The organism is Brumicola blandensis (assembly GCF_031846165.1).
Taxonomy (GTDB): domain Bacteria; phylum Pseudomonadota; class Gammaproteobacteria; order Enterobacterales; family Alteromonadaceae; genus Glaciecola; species Glaciecola blandensis.
The window spans coordinates 40930-60807 of the sequence record NZ_JAVRIE010000003.1 but is presented as its reverse complement, the minus strand read 5'-3'; the positions used below and the strand labels follow the sequence as shown (position 1 = coordinate 60807).

Here is a 19878-nt window from a genome sequence, read left to right as displayed (position 1 = left end):
TTAGTAAACCCTATTCTGCATTTTATTTGCTCTCACTGGCTCTATAGATTCTACTTGCTTAGTCGGCTGTTCAATCAATTTGCTAAAAACATGTAGCTTTGCAAGGTTCAGCATCAAAATAAAATAGAAGGCTTCAAAAATAATTAAGTCCAAAAATAATGCACCAACAAAATACGCAACTAATGCGGCAGCACAAGATTTATCAACAAAATCTAAAATAGGGTATCGTTCAATCTGGTTTTGCTTACAAAACTTGAAGTTTTTATAGTTGAACCAAAACATAGCCAAAAATAAAAAACCTACTGGTAAACCAGTATTCGCTGAAAAATTAATAAAGGTATTGTGGGCGACATGAACAGACTCGCCGGGATACTGTGCTTGAGACGCCATTTGAAAACGTTGAGGGCCGGCGCCTAATAATGGATAGTTCAAGATCAACTTCTTGCCCACCATCCACGATACCAACCTAGGGTTTATCGGCTCTTCTCCTTGGCTTTGAGCTCTTTCAGCTGTTTCTGAAGTTCTGCTGAGTAGAATACCACCTTGAGTCAAAACGCCAACAACCAAACCAACAACGATAAACTTTTTAAAAAGTCCAACCTGCTTCAGTTTTTCCAGATTAATCGATGCTTTCTGATGTTTTGTAAGCATTCTCATTGTTATTAATGTAGTCACTGTTAGAGCTATTAGCGCCCCCCTAGAACCAAATAAAAAAAGTGAATGCCAGAGCACCGGTATAACTCCTAAACAAAAAAGCTTCTGAATTTTTGAGTTTAAGTAAAAATAGCCAATTAAGAAAAATGGCATCCCCATTACAACTAAAACAGAAAGAGCATTCTGGTCCCCTATACTAGTACCCCTCGGGCTATTTAATCGGCCATTGGTAAACATATCCCATCTTTGGCTAAAGTACATATCATTTGCCCAATACACGTAGTAAACGGTAATAAAGGCAAACATTACACACATGTATTTGAAGCTCTTCTCGTAGTTTTGAACGTTACTCAACAAACCAAGCCCAACAAAATACAATATGACGATGGTGTCCAAAGCGCTCAGAACAATATCAGAAGTTACACCGGCGAAGTAGATTGGGAATGGACTCAACGAATCGGATAAATGGAAAAGAATCCAAATAGCGAGCAATGCCAAATTCTGTTTAGCCTTAAAAACGCCAAAACTAACTTGCCTAAAAAATATAGATTTAAAAAGAGCTAAAATAGACATGATTGCAAGAATTTTCGAGAGTGAAATTGGAAACTCAGGAAAGGTCCAAGGCCATATAAATTGAGGTTGCATAATCCCATTCAAATAGTAGAAAACTATTGGAACCCACGGATTTACAAAAACGCCGACAACTCCATATGCGAGAAGAAGATAAACTAAAATTTTCAGCAATTGTTGAACTCGTTTATCGACCACTTTGTAGCCGAGTCTTAATAAAACTTGTATTATACACAGGAACTATGCTAATTACGATTGGGTAGGTTTTAAAATTACTGAAAGACGCTAATAAAAAAATCGAATTTTACATTTAGCTTTTAACTATATACAAAATTTAATGTATTTTACAAGGAAGTTGCTTTGAAGCATCATATTAAAAAGATAATAAGTCTCCTAACCCCTGTATTTTTAGTTGGTCTTTTTCTAGTTGTAGACCAGCACGTCAGTAGAGCTATTTTTGGTTTTGATAACTCGCTTTCCTCGAAAAAGATCGAACTTGTATTTATCTTAGTGGCTTACTATTCAACATTTTTTTTATTGAGGGCAGGTAGAGCACGATACATTATTTCACTCCTGCCAATTATATTATTCTATAGCTTCTACTATTTTCATTTCTATTCTTTTGGAACTATATTCAAATTTATCGATATAACCGAACTGCCTGAATTAATCGTCGTTTTGTCTGATGCTGAACTTTTACTATTTTTAGCCTTTCCTCTCACTTTATTCATCTCTTTATATGCATTCAGAGGTAAACGCTTCAAGCCCTCTGGAACAATACCCGTAGCTTCATTTTTTATAATAGGCTTGTTTATACATTTTTTTCCAAAAACCTATCAGCAATTTTTCGAAGATGCTGCATATTATATTATTCCTCCATGGTCAGAAGCTTTCGTGAGCAGAAATGGCTTTCTTGCTACTACCTTGTATTTCGAATCAAAACGTTTGGTTTCCATCAACAGCATTAAGGAAAATTATAATAGGCCGGAATATAACAAAGAAAAAAATCATTTAGTGAAGCAACTCAGTTCAAAATTAAACTCTAAAAATGTACACCTAATTATGCTGGAGTCCTTTTTTAATCCAACGCTACTCGCAAGGTTTAAATATTCTAAACAAGTTTATCATTCCGACTTTATTGAGTTACTTTCAGGAAATGAAAGTTTAATACAGTCTCCAGTTTTTGGCGGTAAAACTTCTCAAGCAGAGTTCGAAGCATTATGTGGTGTACCCAGTTTAGAGAAGTATGGAAGCGTTGAGTTTAATGCTTTTACAGGATCTAACGCGTTTTGCTTACCTAAGGTTCTAGGCAAATTAGGGTACAGCTCAATAGCAAGCAATGCCTATCGACCAGATTTTTTTAATGCAATAAAAGCATATAAAGGAATAGGCTTTGAAAGAAGTTTTTTCCCAATACAATTTGCTCCTGGAAGCAAAACATATTTAAGAATACCTGATGAACAAGAGTATATGTTTGATGGCGATTTATTTTCACAAAACTTGGAACAAATAAAAACACTAATATCTAAAAATGCAGAGAAACCAATATTTAATTATGTATTAGGTGTCTATGGCCATCGGGATTTCCATATAGACATAGAGCGACATCCTTTATTCATCAAAGTTTTGGATGGGGAGAGTGAGGTTAGTGCTGATTATGAGAGAGCCGTTAATCAAATTTACTACAGAACAAAGGCAGTAGCTGATTATGTTAACCAACTGTTGATACTTGATCCGGAAAGTATGATTATTCTTAGCTCTGATCATTTACCAAACTTTGATGGAAAAGAATGGTTTAAAACTAACGGCTACTTGGAAAATGAAGTGAACTCTCATTTTTTAACCAGTTTGTTTATATTTAAGAATGGCAAGCCCACCAATGTTGGTAAGATTTCACATTACGAACTACCAAATTTAATTTTAGACTTTTTAACTGAAGGTCATTATTGCGCAGTTAATAATTGCATTAAGAATAAAGAGCAGCTTGCAGTTGACTACAAAAAAGTTTTAGCACATGCGATTATAGAGTAAATATAATATTTTGAATGGTGAAATATTTGCTGTTGTAGACTTACTTACAAAAGCTAAGATATTAACTGTTATAAAGCAAATATAAAGCATAACACCAAGAAATAGTTAGTATTAAAATGGCTAAAAAGACACATGAGGATCCCATATCCTTCGCTCTGCCAATTAGCTCATGATGCTCTGTAGAAATACGATCAGCCAAAGCTTCCAGTGCGCTGTTAACAATTTCAGCAAAAAGCAGGAATATCATACTAATTGTTAACAAAAGCCAAACCTCTACCGTGGTTGCAACGAAGAAGCTAATTGGAAATAGTAGAGCGCTTAACAGTAGCTCCTGCCGAAATGCAGATTCATGTAGGAAAGCAGCCTTGAAACCTTTAAAAGAGCAATATGTCGCATTTAGCACTCGACGTATACCCACACCATTTAATTTATTCATATGTTAGCCGCTCATTTCGCAATTGAGGAGGTTTGAAGATTTAGATATGGAAATTATTCAGCTCCCGATTCTATCAATATTTAGATTTTGATTATTTCAAATAACAGTAATCAAATACACTTAAATCGAAAGTATTTCTTAAAAAACCCAGCGATTGTCCCCCGCTGGGTTTTCATAAACTATTGCTCTAATGGGATATTTATCTATTTAATCCAAACTAAATCTAACAGTTTGAATATTAGCGTTGCCCTCTAAATCTTTGACTTGAAGAGATAGAACATGATCTTGATTTTCAGACAACGAAGGAAGCTCAAAGGTAATAACACCTGTTGTCGAACGATCGTAAGTGGCAATAACGGTAATGTCACTGGGGTTGCTGATAGGGTAAACAGTAATCAGTACCGTTTCCCAATCAATACCTGATTTTGCATCTGCAAGTCCAATTATCGCTGTATTATCATCATTGCTACCGGAAAATGGTCGATGAATGTTGACAACGGGTAATTGATAATCATCCGTATATCTAAACCCAACGCCTCCGTCAATTTGAAGTTCTGGAAAATCAATTGGAGAGCCAAGATCAATCCATCTCGCAATATTACGCTTCTCAGCGTCAGTGAGATTTATGGTCGGATGATTAGCAGGGTAATCAACATCGTCATCCCTGTCCTGATTATCTCTGCCATCTAACCTTTTTCCCCATGCAACCCAAGCAAGTAGGCTTTGTCTGGCTTGTGGTGTTCTTATGTACTTGCTAACTTGTGGAAATGTATACTTTCCTTCTGAATCAGTAGTCAACTCTTCATATGCATCCTGAGCCGTGCCACTTCCATCTAATATGAGCATATCTGCCTCACCACCTGAAGTATGACAGCTAGTACAATTCTGATTGATTATCGGCAAAATATCTCGGTTATATTCAACACCATAAGAATGACCTAGCTCTTTTGTAACCCCTACATTATCTAATAGAGGTATTTCGCCTTGGGTTAAATCCCAAATGCCTTCTTGTATCATAGGGTCTGATAGATCTAAATTTGCGACCGTTGTTATTGGACTATTACTACCAGATTGTGTTGACTCATAATCAAGCGGCTCAATCGAGTGGGCATGACAACCACCACAATCAACTCTCTTCTCACCCGGCTTCAATCCTCTCCAAGTTAGTTCACTAACAAGCGTCATCCCATTCTTATCAATTGTTTGTATTAAAAATGGTGTATCAGCTGGGACTTTTGCAGCCCATGATGTATCTGGGTTTCCTTGCTGATCAATGCTATCCGTGTTTGTTAAAGGAAATTCGCCTAAAATTTCCCAACGTTCTTGGTGTAATGCTCCGTATCTGGCTACAACAGCTTTAAGCCTAGACGACTCCAAATATTGCTCGATTAGATCCCAATCATCAGAGTTTTGACCTTTCCTAATCGGCTTAGTAAAAGGCCTAGGCGGCGATACTATAATTCTGACTCCATAGACGTCTGAGTCCTCAAACACTCCTGCTTCAGCACCTTCTATTCTCCAATTTCCATCATTTCTTTCTCGACTGGTCAAAGGTTTAAATGGATCTGGTTCATCTTCGTTTAACGGTTCTCTATTAAGCATTGACGAAGAACCAACGATACCTGCTGCTTCGCCTTCTTCTAATCTCGAATCAAGAGGTTGCTGCCCTATAAGGTCGGGAGTATCTTGCCCATACAGATCAAAGTAACTAGCAACAACTCTAGGCCATATCTCATTATAATTTGGGTCATCTTTTATTTTTATCAAAGCAGCAGGATCAGTAATGATTGTATTAGCGGCATCTTTAATTAAATATATTCCAGAACGAAGCTCTTCACATAAGTTGACCTCGCCGTTGCAAACTGATTGGAAATGATTCACAGAGCCTGCTGAATATGCTACAAGCATGTCACCTCTCACTCCGATTGAAGGCATAGAATACTTCCCAGAAAGATTGGGCGCAGGACGATCCAACGAAATAGTATGCGGTGTAATGGAGAGTGACTCTTTTCGATCGAACTCTCTCGAGCTAACTTTTTGACGTTGATCACCCCACGTATAAGTTTGCTGAATATTTTCTCTTAGAAAATCTGGACCATCTGAAGCGATTGGATATTTCATCAGAATACCAAAGCCATAGTCGAACGATGGATAGTAATAACCAGACACAATACTTTCATCAGGCAACTGTGTAGCAAAATGATCTAAGTTTTTATTGTGATCATGAGGTTCGGTAAACTGCATTAAATTAGTACCGTCCGGATAGATCGTGAACAGTGACGTCATTGCATAGTTATATTTAGTTGCAGCATCTTGCCAGGTTGAAAACATAATTCGACCGTCTTTCAACTGAAATGGGTGCTGAACTAAATGTAGGTTTCCAGTTTCAAGCAGCCTTAAATTAGATAGTTCTTTAGTATTTGCGGAGCCGTCATGATCATCCATCACATAAAGCTGTTGAACGCTTCCGTCAACTAAGGCGTCTGTTCCCGGTCTAAACGTAGTCAATGCTGAGCGATTAGATGTAAACACTATTCTACCGTCTGCTAGAGGCGCAGGGGCCATATCACGGATAGAGCGTACACTCGACTTGTCATGTTCGGGGCTATCATTGTGAGCATATAGTGATGAATCAAAACCATCATCAAATGTTAGTCTGATTGGTGTATAACTAGTATCGTCAAGATTGATCTTGTAGATCCAACTAGCAGATTCGGGAGTTGGCTCTACAATTAAAGAATAGTAAACGGTGTTACCATCAAAAGAAATAAATGGATCCATAACGCTACATTGGTCGCAATCTACGAGCACCACTTCACTGCCATCAGCTTTTAGTAGCATTAAGTCAGCGCCACCTGCAATATCATATGCGTGTTCGCCTTGAGGAATATCTACATACGGATCTTCATCAGTACCATTCGGATAGCGAACGTAAACAATATCGTGAGTCGTATCTTCACAAGCTACAGCTACATTATTGACGTTGTTGCCATTAATTGTGCCGCTTGCATTCTCGATTCCACAAGTTTGAGCTTGTGGTTGAGTTTGTACAAAAACTTGATAGTTTGAACCGTCGGTAAAACTAGCTGGAAAACTGAATCCGCCATCACTATCGACAGTAATAACGTCACTAAGATTAGTCTCTAAAACAATTTCAGCTTGATTTAAACCTGAAATAGAACCGCCAACACTAAACAAGTCTTCGTTTGCTTCGCAGCTCACTGCTACATCATTAATATTTTGCCCATTTACAGTACCAGCGCCATTTCCAACAAAGCATGTATAGTCTGTTGGCTGTGTTTGCACAGAAACATCATAAGTCTCATCATCAATTAACAACTGAGTAAAAACAAAACTACCATTTTCGGAAATACTTAATTCATCACTGGCATTATTTGTAAGGACCACAGGCGACTGCCCCAAACCTTCAACACTGCCGCCTATGCTATATTCATTAGGTTCAGGTTGTGGCTCTTCTTCAATGCTTTCGCATGCAACTAAGACGTTAGATACGTTAGACCCATTAACGGTTCCATTTGCATTGCTAATAGTGCAACTATGGTTTTCGGGTTGAATGGTGAGAAATACTTGATAATTACTGCCATTTTCAAACTGGTTGGAAAATACAAAGTTACCATTTTGCGACACGGTTAACTCTTCAGACAGACTGCTTCGTAATGTAAGCTCTGAACCTTCAAGTCCTTGAACGCTGCCACCAACGGAATGGAAGGTGATTGGGGTGTTAACTTCTTCGCACGAAACCGAAACGTCATCGATATCATTTGTACCGACGGTACCTGACCCGTTTTCGACTTCGCAAGAATAGCCATTGGGCTGTGTCTTTATAGCGACACTAAAGGTATCGCCTTCTGTATATTCAGTAGTGAAAGAAAACTCTCCCTCGCTCTGCAGAGTTACTTCATCCGACATGTTATTTGCTAGCACTAATTGACCATTGGATAAGCCAGAAACGACTCCACCCACTTCATATGTTGGGTCTGCCGGCTGTTGTACTGGTGGATCTTCAACAATTGGTTGGGTTACTTCTGTTCCTTCATCAGACCCACCTCCGCATGCGCTGAGTAGCGCCGTTGCAAGGGATATAAACAGAATGTATGGTACTTTCACAGCTTGCTCCATTTATTGGGAATACGAACTCTAAGCGCTTTTGCATAGAAATTCGGATGGCTAATATTGAGCGTATATTATTGAATATTCGTTCACCGAAAGTATTATCAAAAGCGGGGTAAAGGTATAAAACCATATATATTAAATAAAGCCCCTCTGGCTTCAAACAACCTTAATAGTATATTTTTCAAGCGCTTCTCAACCAAGTTTAGCAATAAGCGCGCCACTCTGTTGAGAATAGATTTTTAAATTTTATAGTCCAACGTCACTAATATAGATGCATTAGATGACAGTTAATGTTGGGAAATGTACGATAGAGTTTCGAAAGTAGTTCAGCCCAGAAACTCGTTTCTGCTAGTTATTTTTGTGCATATACCTTTGCCACCACATTTCAAACATCAACATGGACCACAAAACCGTCGCATGGTCTTTCTTTCCCGACAGATGTTCATCCCAAAGTGTGGTTATTTGAGACTCTTTGAAGACCGTTTTTAAACCAATTAGTTCATCGATAAGGTAATGTTGAGCAATTTCTTTAATTTCCTCTCTAAACCATTGCGCTAATGGGACGGAGAAGCCCATTTTCTTTCGATAAAGAATATCGTCACTCAAGAAAGGCTTGAATGCCTCTTTAAGAATGTACTTCTTCTCTTTATCTCTATATTTCATATTGGAAGGAAGGGAGGCTGAAAACTCGATCACTTCTTTGTCTAAAATCGGCGCGCGAACTTCTAATGAATTAGCCATACTCATCCGATCTACTTTAACTAAAATCCCCCCTGTTAAGTAAGTCTTCATATCAGTGTATAAAATCTTACTTAAATGATCGTTGCCATCCGCCTCTGCATATTTTTCTAAGGTTACCGATGATGGGTGGTAAGTATCAAGTTCACTTTTAATCTCAGGCTTTATAAGACGCTTCCAATCTCTGTCCGAAATAAAACTATTAGTGATATAGAACCCCATGGCTGGACTCACACTCAAGCTATTTAATAAATTCGATGCGCGCCTAAAAACAGATATGTTAACTAAGCTAAATAACTTGGAAACGCTAGGAAAAACACCTCTCCTCAACCAATTTGGAAAACGGTTACGGAGCTTATTCTCGAGATCATCTCCTGCATACTTTTCATACCCAGCAAACACCTCATCTCCTCCGTCACCAGCGATAGCCACAGTCACTTTTTGCCTAGCAAGCTCAGAGACGAAAAATGTCGGAACCAATGACGGATCGGCAAAAGGCTCATCGAAATAACTTACTATGTTTTCAAGTGTATCGGCTACGTTTTGATGAACAAGGAGTTCATGATGGTCTGTTTTGTATTGTTCTGCTACCGACTTGGCAAACTCAGCTTCATTGTACTTTTTATTATCAAATGCAATGGTACAGGTTTTTACAGGTGTATCAGAAAGCGATGACATCGTTGCGACAACACCAGATGAGTCAACTCCGCCGCTCAGAAAAGCCCCTAATGGAACGTCACTGATCATGCGCCTTTTTGTTGTTTCTGATATTAAGTGTCGGAGTCTTTCAACGTTTTCTTTTTCACTGTCTTCGTTTGTTTGCGCAAAACTCAAGTCCCAGTATTTGTGAATTGAGAACTGGTTATTCTCAATCACCATGTAGTGCGCTGGCGGAAGCTTATGGACGTGTTGAAAAATACTTTTAGGGTCGGGAATGTATTGATAAGCAAAAAAATCATGCACCGCATCTAATCGAATCTCTTTTTTAACGTCAGGCAGGGTCAATAACGCTTTTATTTCGGAAGCAAAGGCAAACTTAGTAAAACTGTTTTTACCTTCACTAGATTGCGATTCTGCGGCTTCCGTATATTCTGCGGTTTCGGTATAGTAGTACAGTGGCTTTTTACCTAGTCTGTCGCGGGCAATCAGCAATTTCTTTGTATTAGTATCCCATAACGCAAAAGCAAACATGCCATTGAGCATATTTAGGCAGTCTGTACCGTATTTTTCATATAATCGAATAATGACTTCTGTATCTGTTCCGGAGCGAAAGGTAACACCCTGTTTAACCAATTCCTCTTTCAATTCCAAAAAGTTATATATTTCACCATTGAAGACAATAACAATGCTGTTATCGTCTGAGAACATGGGTTGTTTCCCTGCGTCGGAGAGGTCAAGAATACTCAAACGTCGATGGCAAAGACCAACTTGTTCGTCAAGGTACTCTCCATGAGCATCTGGCCCACGGTGTGCAATGGCGTTACCCATTCTAACTAAGCCTGGTTCGTTAAGTTGTTCGTAGTTTTTTGTTGAGAAGCCTGCAATGCCACACATAGTTAACCTTAAACTCAGAATTTAATAAAAATAGGATTAGAGTACGCGCTGAGTCTATTAGGTTCGATAGATTCTCTGATAATTCGTGAACGCACGTAGCATTGTTCTTCCCTGTTTTGTTCAAAAATAGGGATGGGAATTGTGATCTTACTTTTCTCTGGTGGCATTAATGTAGACTCGAGAACAGTTTTTTTACTGTTGCAATTCGAAATTAACTCAAAGCGAAAAAAGTCATCTGCATACTCTGGCATTTTGCTAATAGCTATCTCCACATTTAAGATGTTGTCATTGCCCGCCAAATCAATTGTACTTCCAGGGTAAGCAACAACCTTGGTATCTTGAGAAGTGATAGTAAACTGATAATCGTCTAGCAATTTGCCATGGTCAGCCCAAAAGGTTCCTGCTTTTATTGCTTCAACGATCCCTTTATAGTCATGTGTTGGCGCATTAACATGAGTGCGAGAAAACTCACAAGGGGCATAACTCGTTCCCGCATCGTGAAAATCTGTTGTCGCAATTGCACCCCATATTTGCTCCCCCTCGCTTAAAAGCTTGTCCCATGTACCTCCCACTTCTGCGACGAAAGGGTCCCAGCGGTCAATGGTTTGCTTTTCTGACTTATAGTCACCAATAGGTTCGGCTTTTTGACGTCCGGGGGCACCAGCAACAGCGGTTATATGATTGAAATCCTTGTTCCAGTTCTTAATATCCCTGTAGTTTTCAATTGCCCCGTCATTTCGATCACGTCGGCTTGGGTGGTTGTAGATTTTAATCGTATTGTGTTTCGCTCGTTCAATAGTATTAATCGCTTCCAAAACCACCAAGTCTTGTTGGGCTTTATCAACTCCTTTTGCATCAATTAAAGCCTGCATAATTTTACTGATCATCAACTCTTCGTACTCAGGTAGAGTTATGATATTAACCCGCTCTCGCTGAGAATAAGATGGCATGCCTAATTCAATACCCCCAAATATTAACATTACTGGGAATTGAGCTCGCATGTCTTTGATATCTTGAATCCTCGATGCCCTAAAGTTACTGACATCGTTGGAATGATCAGTTATTGCAAATGCATGACAGCCCTCTAGGTAAGCTAACTCAGTTAACTCTTTAATACTCAGGCTGCCATCAGAGTAATTACTGTGTGTATGGTGATCGAAAATTAATGGGGGATGCTTAACATTTGCCCATGGTGCTTGACGCACAACGATATCCGACGAACTTTTGTCTGATAGAACCGTGCTCAAGCCTAGTAAGGTGCTAAGTAGAATTGCTATTACGGCCACTACTTTTATTTTTTTAGAGCTTTTGTTAGAAGAACTATCTGCATTTGAATTTTTCATCAATTGCTCTCCGTTAATTACTGCTGTACTTGCTAGCGGCTTATCTTTGTTGTGACTCAAGCTTGGCTTGATCACTTGCTTCAATATAAAAGCGATAAAAACAGCTAACACTAAATCGGTGCTTTCTGGGGTCGAATCAACAAACCGTGTTTGTAGTAGCTCAGTCATTAATAGTGCTGCACCACAAACTAGGGTGCTCATTAGTAAGCGTTGAGACCACAGAAATAATAGCCAGATTGTGGCCCCATAGATAGCTATTTTTTTCGCAAAAACAACAATATTAAAGAGGATATTACCATTCATAGAGCCCGTGAATGGTATCCAATTAAACGCCTGTGTTTGTTCACTCAGCACAAATGGGTGAAGTCCATTACTAACAATTTTTATAAGCATCAAGACGGCTAAAAAGCCAATGTTAATACGTCTTCCAAACACACCCCAAACAATCAAAGCATTTATACCCGACACTAACAGTGTCAAATTGACATTGCTCGAGACGATAATAAATTTCGCAAGTAACACACTAAAAACAATAACGCTTAAGCGAGGTAAGGAAGCGAATGACGGCACAGCAAGCTTCAAAAGGTAGAATGGCACCAACCAGTATAGAGTACCTTCAACTGTCCAATACCAATCGATTGTGGGGTTACTCAATAACGCTTTTACATTTTGCTTTAGCACATCCAAGTCTATTGAAGGTGCGAAAGGTGCAAGCTCTAGTACTATTATCGATATCGCTAACACCAAAGAGATTTGGCCGTTTATACTTAAAGTCTGAATCGAACGTAAAAACCTTAGTTGAGAAAAAGAAAAAAGCACCAAGCCAACAAAATAACCCACCATGTTCCATACAGCATCCCCACCCCATGGCTTTCTGTCCTCAGTAAACAATTGCAAGGCCTGAATCCCATAGGCAAAAACAAAGGTGAAAAGAGCTAAATTAAGCAACTGCATCTTTGTAGTTTGATTTGGGAAAACCAAACGAATAAACAAACCAAAAGGAATAAATAGAACAATATTCGCGATAATATCAGTTAGGCTAGTTTGCCTGAGATCAAAATTCAAAAGGGCTTGCAACGACTCTGGAGACATAGAGTTTGCAGAGAAATGAAAGGGGTACAAGGAACCATAAACAATCAAAAAAGCGATAATAAAAAAAATTGATTTCATGTTTTTATGACGGAGAAAAAACGTCCTCCTACTTTCCTTGTATTGTAAATCGGTCTTATGCTTTTGTATCGCTATCGCAATGTTCAAACATTAATCGGCATTTGTTCATGTTTAAACCACCTATAAACTCAGGCTACGCTACTAGTAACTTACAATTTGTATAGTACAATGGCAATAAGAAGTTTATTTGCATCAACAAGATTGTTTTTACAGAGAGCCAATAATTGAAAGTACTAGTCATTTCTCACCGTATACCATTCCCGCCGAATAAAGGTGAGAAACTAAGAACCTTTCACCAACTAGAGCACTTAACACAGGTGGGTCACGAAATATCCTTATTAGCTCCCTTGCATACTGATGAAGACGAGGAACATGCTAAAGGCTTGGCTCAAACTTTAAAGTGCAAAGTCACACCGCTTAATTTAGGCAACAAAATAATACGTTTCCTGAAAGCACTTCTCACAAACCGTTCATTCAGTGAAGCGAACTTCTACACTAGCAAAGCAGAGCCGTCAATTAAAAAAGAAATCAATGCATTTAAGCCTGATGCAATACTCATCACGGCATCCTCATTACTTCACTATGTAGCAAAGAATAATGAGGCCGAGTACAACTTACCCATTTTAACTGACTTTATGGATGTTGATTCAAACAAATGGGAGCAATACGCAGATAAAGCTTCTTTTCCTATGAGATGGGTGTACAGGCGAGAAGCAAAATTAGTACGTAAGTTGGAACAAGAAGCTGCTCAGCTATCTGCAGAATGTTATTTAATTGCGTCAGCAGAAGTCGAATTATTTAAGAAAGACATTAGTACCGACGGTACCGTCAGTGTGTTAGCTAATGGTATTGATTCTGTTACCTTTCAGGCGAATAAACAGAATAAAAATGACGACGACGCAATCTTCTTATTTACTGGCGTGATGGATTACAAACCGAATATCGATGCCGTTTTATGGTTTATAGAGCATTGTTGGCCGAATATCGTTCAGCACAACCCTAAAGCTCACTTTATTATAGCCGGCATGAATCCAAATCCATCTATCCTTAAATTAGCGAGTGACAATATTACGGTGACTGGCTTTGTAGAAAACATCATGCCTTACTTTCAATCAGCCGATGTGTTTGTTGCGCCATTCCAAATTGCAAGAGGTGTTCAAAACAAGGTTTTGCAGGCTATGTCATGTGAAATTCCAGTTGTGAGCACATCACGAGGTATTGAAGGGATTATTCACACACAAGGCGAAGATGTCTTGATAGCCGACAATCCCGAAGAGTTTAATGAGCAATGTTTATTGCTATTGCAAAATAAAGCACTCAAAGCGGAAATAGGCCTAAAAGCAAGGCAAACAATCTTGCAAAACTACGCATGGCCTGAAGTCCTTAAGCCGCTTACAAACCGCTTGGAGTCGCTGTCATGAAGAGTGCTTTAAAGTCTTTCCTGTTCCTACTTTTTGCCCTGCTCGCTTCGCCATTCACATTGCTTTACTTCATTTCATTGCTATTAATAAATAAAAACCAGAGTATGACCTTTTTTAGCCAACTCCTTAGTTTGCTACCAGGTAAAACAGGGGTTTATTTTCGTGCGGGGTTTTACCGCTTTACTCTGAATGCTTGCAGCAAAGATGCTGTTTTATCATTTGCTACCTTGCTATCTCAGCAAGATACATCAATTGGCAGTGGGGTTTATATTGGGCCACAATGTAATATCGGCATGTGTGATATTCAACAAGACGTGATCATTGGCAGTGGCGTGCACATAATGAGCGGTTCGAAACAGCATAATTTTGAGCAAAACGACAAGCCTATTCGCGATCAGGGTGGCACTTACACCAAAGTGACCATTGGAAAAAACTCTTGGATAGGCAACTGCGCTTTAATTATGGCTGACATTGGAGAGAACTGTGTGGTGGCAGCAGGTTCTGTTGTCACAAAACCTGTGCCTGATAATGTTATCGTAGCTGGAAACCCTGCAAAGGTAATAAAAGCTCGTTAAGTTGCTTTATTGGCTAAATATTTCTTTTGCCTTTTCAACATGAGGCAGCCAATCAAAAGTGCTGCTTACAAACTCTCGACCTTTACTTCCCATTCTTTCTCGTTTATCGGAATTTCCCAGTAGCTCAATAATAGTGCTAGCAATGATTTCCGCGTCGGTGCAATCAATAACAAAACCGGTTTCGTTTGGTAGCATAGTCTCCTTCGTACCGCCTGAATCACCTGCTATAACCACTTTTGCACATGCTTGAGCCTCAACTAATACCATACCAAAACCTTCTATATCATTATCAATAGTTCGGTTTGGCAATATGAACAAATCACATTGTTGATAACACTGGATCATCTCTTGGTCACTGATTTCATCAAGAAACACAACTGACTCTGTCAGCCCATATTGATCGATCAATTCTTCTAAGTATGGTTTTGTACTACCACTTCCAACCATACAATACAGTGCGTTAGGTTCCTGCTTTAGGATGCTCTGCATTGCTTCAATCATTTTGTCATGACCCTTGCGAGCTTGCAGCCTTCCTACAGTGAGTATGACTTTTCGTTCGTGCCAACCCATTTTTTGACGAAAAGCTTTATCACAGGCCGCGGGAACAAAACGAGAGCAGTCAGCACCGGGGTGCAAAATCAATGTATTTTGATAATCAAAACCTAAACGCCGAGCAATATTCTGGCTATTTAGGCTATTACATATTAAATGTTTCGATTTGGCACATACCTTATTCACCATCAAATGATGTTCGCGACTCGTCGCTGCTGTTTCAATATCTTCGCCATGGATAAAACAAGAAACGCTGACTTTTGTTGTTAATGACACCAGCCAAGCAATAACGCCTTCATGGATCACCCGCCCACAATGGATTTCTGTAATGTCATATTGTTTAACTAATTTTTTTATTGCACGAGCACTGCGCCAATAAAATTTCAGGCCAATGACACTTTTAAAACCCCATTCACTAGATGACAAGGGAATACGAATGACTGTGTTTTCAATTTCATTGTCCACAGAGCTATCAGCAACCTCATCTGTCACCACGATAAACTGTTCTTTGGGTAATCGGGAATACAACTCCCAAAACCAACGACCACTTCCCCCTGACTTGGGAGGGAAGTTTTCAGTCAACACCAGAACTCGTTTTGCAGGCATATATTATTCGCTTCTTAAATTAAAACCGCTGACAAATGCAGAAATTGTCTTACTAAAATTATCATCCAATGCTTTGGCGTCGCTATCAGGTGATTTAGAAATAGCAACAAAAACGCCATCATAGGGCTTACCCTGAAGTTTCAACCAGACTTGATAGAGTTTCGCTTTTCGATTGTCGGTAAACACTTTGCCGTCAATAACATAAGCATGATAAACCTGTATTTGGCTGCCGTTACTTGCACGAAGTGACCACACATTGGCATTAATTTCATTATTTAATGCTTCTTTTCTTTTAGATTCTAAGCTCCAGCGGTCTTCACCAAAAACGCTGTTTTGAAAACTGATCAATTCACTTTCTGTCCCATCAAAATAGGCCCAGTAATAAACAAAGGTTTCAGAATTAACAGTCACCGTGGCCATATCACTTTTATCGGCCTTCGCAAACTCAGGCTGCCAAGTCGATAGGCGGTTACCGTTGGTCTTAGCTTGAAAAGGAAGAGTGAAATTAGGGTACTGAGGTACCGTAGACGCAGCGCTCTTGAGCGATATAGACTTACCGACACCAGCCAATAAAATCAGAATAACAACCATAGAATAAGTGAGAGTTTTCCCGCTTTTTTCAAATTTTGTTGCACTGTCCGAATTTACAATGTCCAAACTGGCACTATCCAAAGTCGTAGCATCGTTTTCTGGTGCTTCGGCATTGCTTTCATTGCTACCTTCTTTCGCCAAGCGACGCTTCTCCCAGCGACGTATCACTTCACCAAGACTTAATAAGCACACAATAACAAATGCAAAGAAAAACCAACCATAGATTAAGTGATCAGCACCAACGGCATGCTTCATGTCTGACGCATAGCCTATAACGATGATACCGAACACACGGATCGCATTGGCGACAATAGGAAAGACTACCGACAACAACACGAATGCCGCTCTTGTTTTAATACCTTGCAAGCTCATGTAAGCGTATAGGTTACCCAGCACAATAGAAGCAATGAGGAAACTCACACCAGAACATGCCTCAGCAACTAAGAATCGACCTTGCGGTATTTCTAGGAACAGCCCAGAGCGATAGAGTGGAATACCTGTCCAAGACACCATCACAACTGCCATATCGGCGGTAATTTCTTGTAACAAGGGTATTAACTCTTCGCCAAAGGGAATAGCAAACAACATAAAGAACAGTGGAAATACAATTTGCCAAGCTATTTTGTTACCAAGAAAGAACCAAAAAAGCGTGGGTAATAATGAAAACATAGCGGCATGCTGAAACAATTGAATATCACCAGCTATCCCAATCACATATAAAACAACTTGTAAGAATATGAAGGGCACAGCAAGTAATGATATTTGACGGTGATGCCAATTGATTTCTTCTTTTTTCTCCCAGATTAAATAAAGGCTAATTGGGATAACAAAAAAACAATGGTTAAAAATTTCAGAAATGTACCAAATGCCGATCGCCGACACTAAACCTTGATACGTTAAACCGAACCATAGGCACAATAGGACAATACCTAAGCCCCAATCTTTTCCAAAGCCTGTTCTTTTGTCTATGTTAAGAGACTCACTTACCATCAATGACATCCTTGTAGGTTTCATACATCGAACTCCACTCATAATCCTTAATGAGCATGTTTAATTTTTTCTCCATTACGTGCAAATTCACATAATGACGCAGTTTTGACTTAAAGGGAGCACCTTCAACTCGCGGTTGCTTCGGGTCAATTTCCCAAGGGTGGAAGTAGAAATTATAAGGCTCTGTTGTACTGCCCATATACTTTTCGATACGGCGTTTAGACAGCCAATATGGATAAAGTCTAAAGTAGCCTCCGCCACCTATTCCGGTGTTTTTTTCATTTTTTCTAACAGTCGGAACAGGAATTTCTACGATACCTTCTTTTCGTTTGTGAGAAAAACGAGGCCAATCCGGCACACCGTAAAGGTCATGTTCAATCGGGTAGGTAGAAGATGAATATTTGAAACCCAGCTCAACCAGAATATCGAACACCCATTCATTTGTTTCATTGATAGAAAAGCTTGGCGCTCGATAACCTAACAAGGGTTTACCAGAGGCTTGCTCTAGCTTGTCTTTACTCACGCGAATATCTTCAAACACCTCTTCTCGCGTCATGGTTGTTGTTCTTCGGTGATTAGAACCATGGCTTGCAAGCTCATGCCCTTCGTCAACAATGCGTTTGACCACATCAGGACAATGCTCAGCCACCCAACCCAAAGTAAAAAAAGTAGCTTTAATATTGTGCTCGTTAAATAAATCAATAAGCCTATGAGTATTGTCACCAACGCGTGGCGATATTGTCGACCAATCGGACGGTTTGATCACACTTTCAAACGCAGAAACATGAAAGTAATCTTCTACATCCACGGTCATGGCGTTTAGTCGAGCTGGCTTTGATTGCATAGTTAACGCCCTTTACCGAACAACACGATTTCAACAGTCCGAATGAGAATAAGAATGTCTAATAATAAGCTTTGGTGTTTTACGTAATACAGATCAAATTTCAGCTTTTCTAAAGAATCTTTAACGCTCGCCCCGTATGGGTAATTCAGCTGTGCCCAACCGGCTAAACCAGGCTTAACGTTATGTCGCTGATTGTAATATGGCACTTCCTTTACCAATTGCTGAACAAATTGGGGACGCTCAGGACGTGGGCCGATAAAAGACATTTCGCCTTTTAATACATTCAACAATTGTGGCAACTCGTCTACGCGGTATTTACGAATGAAATTACCAATTGAAGTCACCCTGTTGTCGTTTTTAGTCGCCCATTTTGCCCCATCTTTTTCTGCGTCGGGTCGCATGCTTCTAAATTTGAGGATATTGAACAACTTGCCATCTTTACCCACACGCTCTTGCTTATAAAAAACAGACGCTCCTGTGCGGAAACCGTCATCGATATAAATAATGATGGCAGTAATCAACATAATTGGCCAAACAAAAAACATCAAAATACTAGCAAGGGTAATGTTGAGTACATAGTCTAATGACTCACGAAGATAATTCTGCGAATGAAAACCGTTAGAATAAATAACCCAGCTCGGATACATTAAGTCGACAACGATTTGACCACGTTCGCGCTCCATGAAATCAAGTAAATCAGTGACTTCTATGCCTCGAAGACGGCAATCAAACAGTACCGATACTGGCAAGGTGCCACGGCGTTGGTCACAAGCAACAATAACTTCTTCAATATCGTTGTCTAACAAAAACTGTTTGAAAGCGTCATCTATTCTGACATGAATAATCTTTTCTCTTTGAACGCCGTTAGCACGATCGTCTCCAGGAATCGGAACAAACCCAACTAATTCAAATCCCAAACGGTCGACGTCGCGTCGCATGCGGTTTTCAATAATTGAAGCCCTAACACCGGCTCCTAAGATTAAAATGCGAGAACTGCTTAACCCCATTAAACCCAAGCGATTAGTAAAATAACGGAAGAAAACAATGGTAACTATATTGAAGCAGACTGCAGTAGGCAGGAAATAGGGATGTGTATCGAGCTGGGTGAATAATGCCGTAGTAACAATTTCAACGATAAAGTAGCTGAGTACCAAACTCACAAATATGCGCCTTATGATCCCTCGAAAGGTTTCGCGCAATTTGGTTTCGTAAAGTCCAACCGATAGCGAACAAACAAGGATCGCAATCATCAATAAAAATATATTGATGGTCAGCGCTTCGGTGTTGGGTTTAGGGATTAACTGAAGGCTTTGTAGCACAAAGCTGGCAATGTAGCTCACATACGATACGAGCACCGCCTCAGTAAGCACTAATGCCGTTGAACGTTTGTTTTGTCTTTTATTCGAAGAAGCCATGATTCCCTGTACTTTTACTGTAATTATTTTCAAACGCCCCAAATACAAGGAATCTTAAAAAACTCTGATTTTAGACGTATGATAATTAATCGAATTAAGATAAACTTAATGGTTAACGACGAGCATTATAGTAGGTTTATCGCTCGGGTAAATGACTGATTACTGTTTATAGTAAATTTTTAGTGCGAATTTTACTCATTGAGGGTTAATATATGCACAAAATAAAAAGCAATCATAAACAGACAATAGCTAAC

The 19878-nt window shown here is 39.4% G+C and carries 12 protein-coding genes; 3 read left to right on the top strand and 9 right to left on the bottom strand.

Annotated features, from left to right (window positions below; translation table 11 throughout):
* Complete coding sequence (locus tag RM544_RS08775; RefSeq protein WP_311361415.1) at positions 1 to 1398, bottom strand: O-antigen ligase family protein; 1398 nt, start codon at positions 1396 to 1398, stop codon at positions 1 to 3.
* Between the two features lie 186 nt (positions 1399 to 1584).
* Between RM544_RS08775 and RM544_RS08770 the strand changes: the two genes are divergently transcribed.
* On the top strand, positions 1585 to 3255 hold the full coding sequence (locus RM544_RS08770) for a sulfatase-like hydrolase/transferase (RefSeq protein WP_311361414.1): 1671 nt from the start codon (positions 1585 to 1587) through the stop codon (positions 3253 to 3255).
* Between the two features lie 61 nt (positions 3256 to 3316).
* Here RM544_RS08770 and RM544_RS08765 read toward each other — a convergent pair whose 3' ends face one another.
* The 4 genes from RM544_RS08765 to RM544_RS08750 all read right to left on the bottom strand — a co-directional run bounded on the left by RM544_RS08765 (position 3317) and on the right by RM544_RS08750 (position 12630).
* Positions 3317 to 3691 carry a diacylglycerol kinase gene (locus tag RM544_RS08765; protein ID WP_311361413.1) on the bottom strand — a complete coding sequence of 125 codons (375 nt, stop codon included), beginning with the start codon at positions 3689 to 3691 and terminating at the stop codon, positions 3317 to 3319.
* 207 nt (positions 3692 to 3898) lie between these two features.
* A complete protein-coding gene (locus RM544_RS08760) occupies positions 3899 to 7819 on the bottom strand; it encodes an HzsA-related protein (RefSeq protein WP_311361412.1) in 3921 nt (1306 codons plus the stop codon).
* A gap of 354 nt (positions 7820 to 8173) precedes the next feature.
* Complete coding sequence (gene asnB / locus RM544_RS08755; protein ID WP_311361411.1) at positions 8174 to 10117, bottom strand: asparagine synthase (glutamine-hydrolyzing); 1944 nt, start codon at positions 10115 to 10117, stop codon at positions 8174 to 8176.
* Positions 10118 to 10131: 14 nt separating this feature from the next.
* Positions 10132 to 12630 (bottom strand): VanZ family protein, encoded by a 2499-nt coding sequence (locus tag RM544_RS08750; protein WP_311361410.1) that lies wholly within the window; start codon positions 12628 to 12630, stop codon positions 10132 to 10134.
* 224 nt (positions 12631 to 12854) lie between these two features.
* Between RM544_RS08750 and RM544_RS08745 the strand changes: the two genes are divergently transcribed.
* Entirely contained in the window at positions 12855 to 14051 is a 1197-nt protein-coding gene (locus RM544_RS08745) for a TIGR03087 family PEP-CTERM/XrtA system glycosyltransferase (RefSeq protein WP_311361409.1), read from the top strand.
* Positions 14048 to 14626 (top strand): acyltransferase, encoded by a 579-nt coding sequence (locus RM544_RS08740; protein ID WP_311361408.1) that lies wholly within the window; start codon positions 14048 to 14050, stop codon positions 14624 to 14626. Before RM544_RS08745 ends, RM544_RS08740 begins: the two co-directional genes overlap by 4 nt.
* 6 nt (positions 14627 to 14632) lie before the next feature.
* On the opposite strand, the gene RM544_RS08735 is transcribed toward RM544_RS08740, so the two are convergent.
* Genes RM544_RS08735 through RM544_RS08720 form a run of 4 tightly spaced genes read right to left on the bottom strand, consistent with a single transcriptional unit; the run spans position 14633 to position 19624 of the window.
* On the bottom strand, positions 14633 to 15784 hold the full coding sequence (locus tag RM544_RS08735) for a glycosyltransferase family 4 protein (RefSeq protein WP_311361407.1): 1152 nt from the start codon (positions 15782 to 15784) through the stop codon (positions 14633 to 14635).
* Between the two features lie 3 nt (positions 15785 to 15787).
* A complete protein-coding gene (gene xrtA, locus RM544_RS08730; protein ID WP_311361406.1) occupies positions 15788 to 17389 on the bottom strand; it encodes an exosortase A in 1602 nt (533 codons plus the stop codon).
* Positions 17355 to 18209 (bottom strand): XrtA system polysaccharide deacetylase, encoded by an 855-nt coding sequence (locus tag RM544_RS08725; RefSeq protein ID WP_311361405.1) that lies wholly within the window; start codon positions 18207 to 18209, stop codon positions 17355 to 17357. Before RM544_RS08725 ends, xrtA begins: the two co-directional genes overlap by 35 nt.
* Positions 18210 to 18211: 2 nt before the next feature.
* Entirely contained in the window at positions 18212 to 19624 is a 1413-nt protein-coding gene (locus RM544_RS08720; protein WP_311361404.1) for a TIGR03013 family XrtA/PEP-CTERM system glycosyltransferase, read from the bottom strand.
* Between the last annotated feature and the right edge of the window lie 254 nt (positions 19625 to 19878).

Coding starts and splice junctions, on each gene's coding strand:
- RM544_RS08765 (WP_311361413.1), bottom strand. CDS start 3,691: ATGAATAAATTAAATGGTGTGGGTATACGTCGAGTGCTAAATGCGACA.
- RM544_RS08720 (WP_311361404.1), bottom strand. CDS start 19,624: ATGGCTTCTTCGAATAAAAGACAAAACAAACGTTCAACGGCATTAGTG.
- RM544_RS08735 (WP_311361407.1), bottom strand. CDS start 15,784: ATGCCTGCAAAACGAGTTCTGGTGTTGACTGAAAACTTCCCTCCCAAG.
- asnB (WP_311361411.1), bottom strand. CDS start 10,117: ATGTGTGGCATTGCAGGCTTCTCAACAAAAAACTACGAACAACTTAAC.
- xrtA (WP_311361406.1), bottom strand. CDS start 17,389: ATGAAACCTACAAGGATGTCATTGATGGTAAGTGAGTCTCTTAACATA.
- RM544_RS08750 (WP_311361410.1), bottom strand. CDS start 12,630: ATGAAATCAATTTTTTTTATTATCGCTTTTTTGATTGTTTATGGTTCC.
- RM544_RS08725 (WP_311361405.1), bottom strand. CDS start 18,209: ATGCAATCAAAGCCAGCTCGACTAAACGCCATGACCGTGGATGTAGAA.
- RM544_RS08740 (WP_311361408.1), top strand. CDS start 14,048: ATGAAGAGTGCTTTAAAGTCTTTCCTGTTCCTACTTTTTGCCCTGCTC.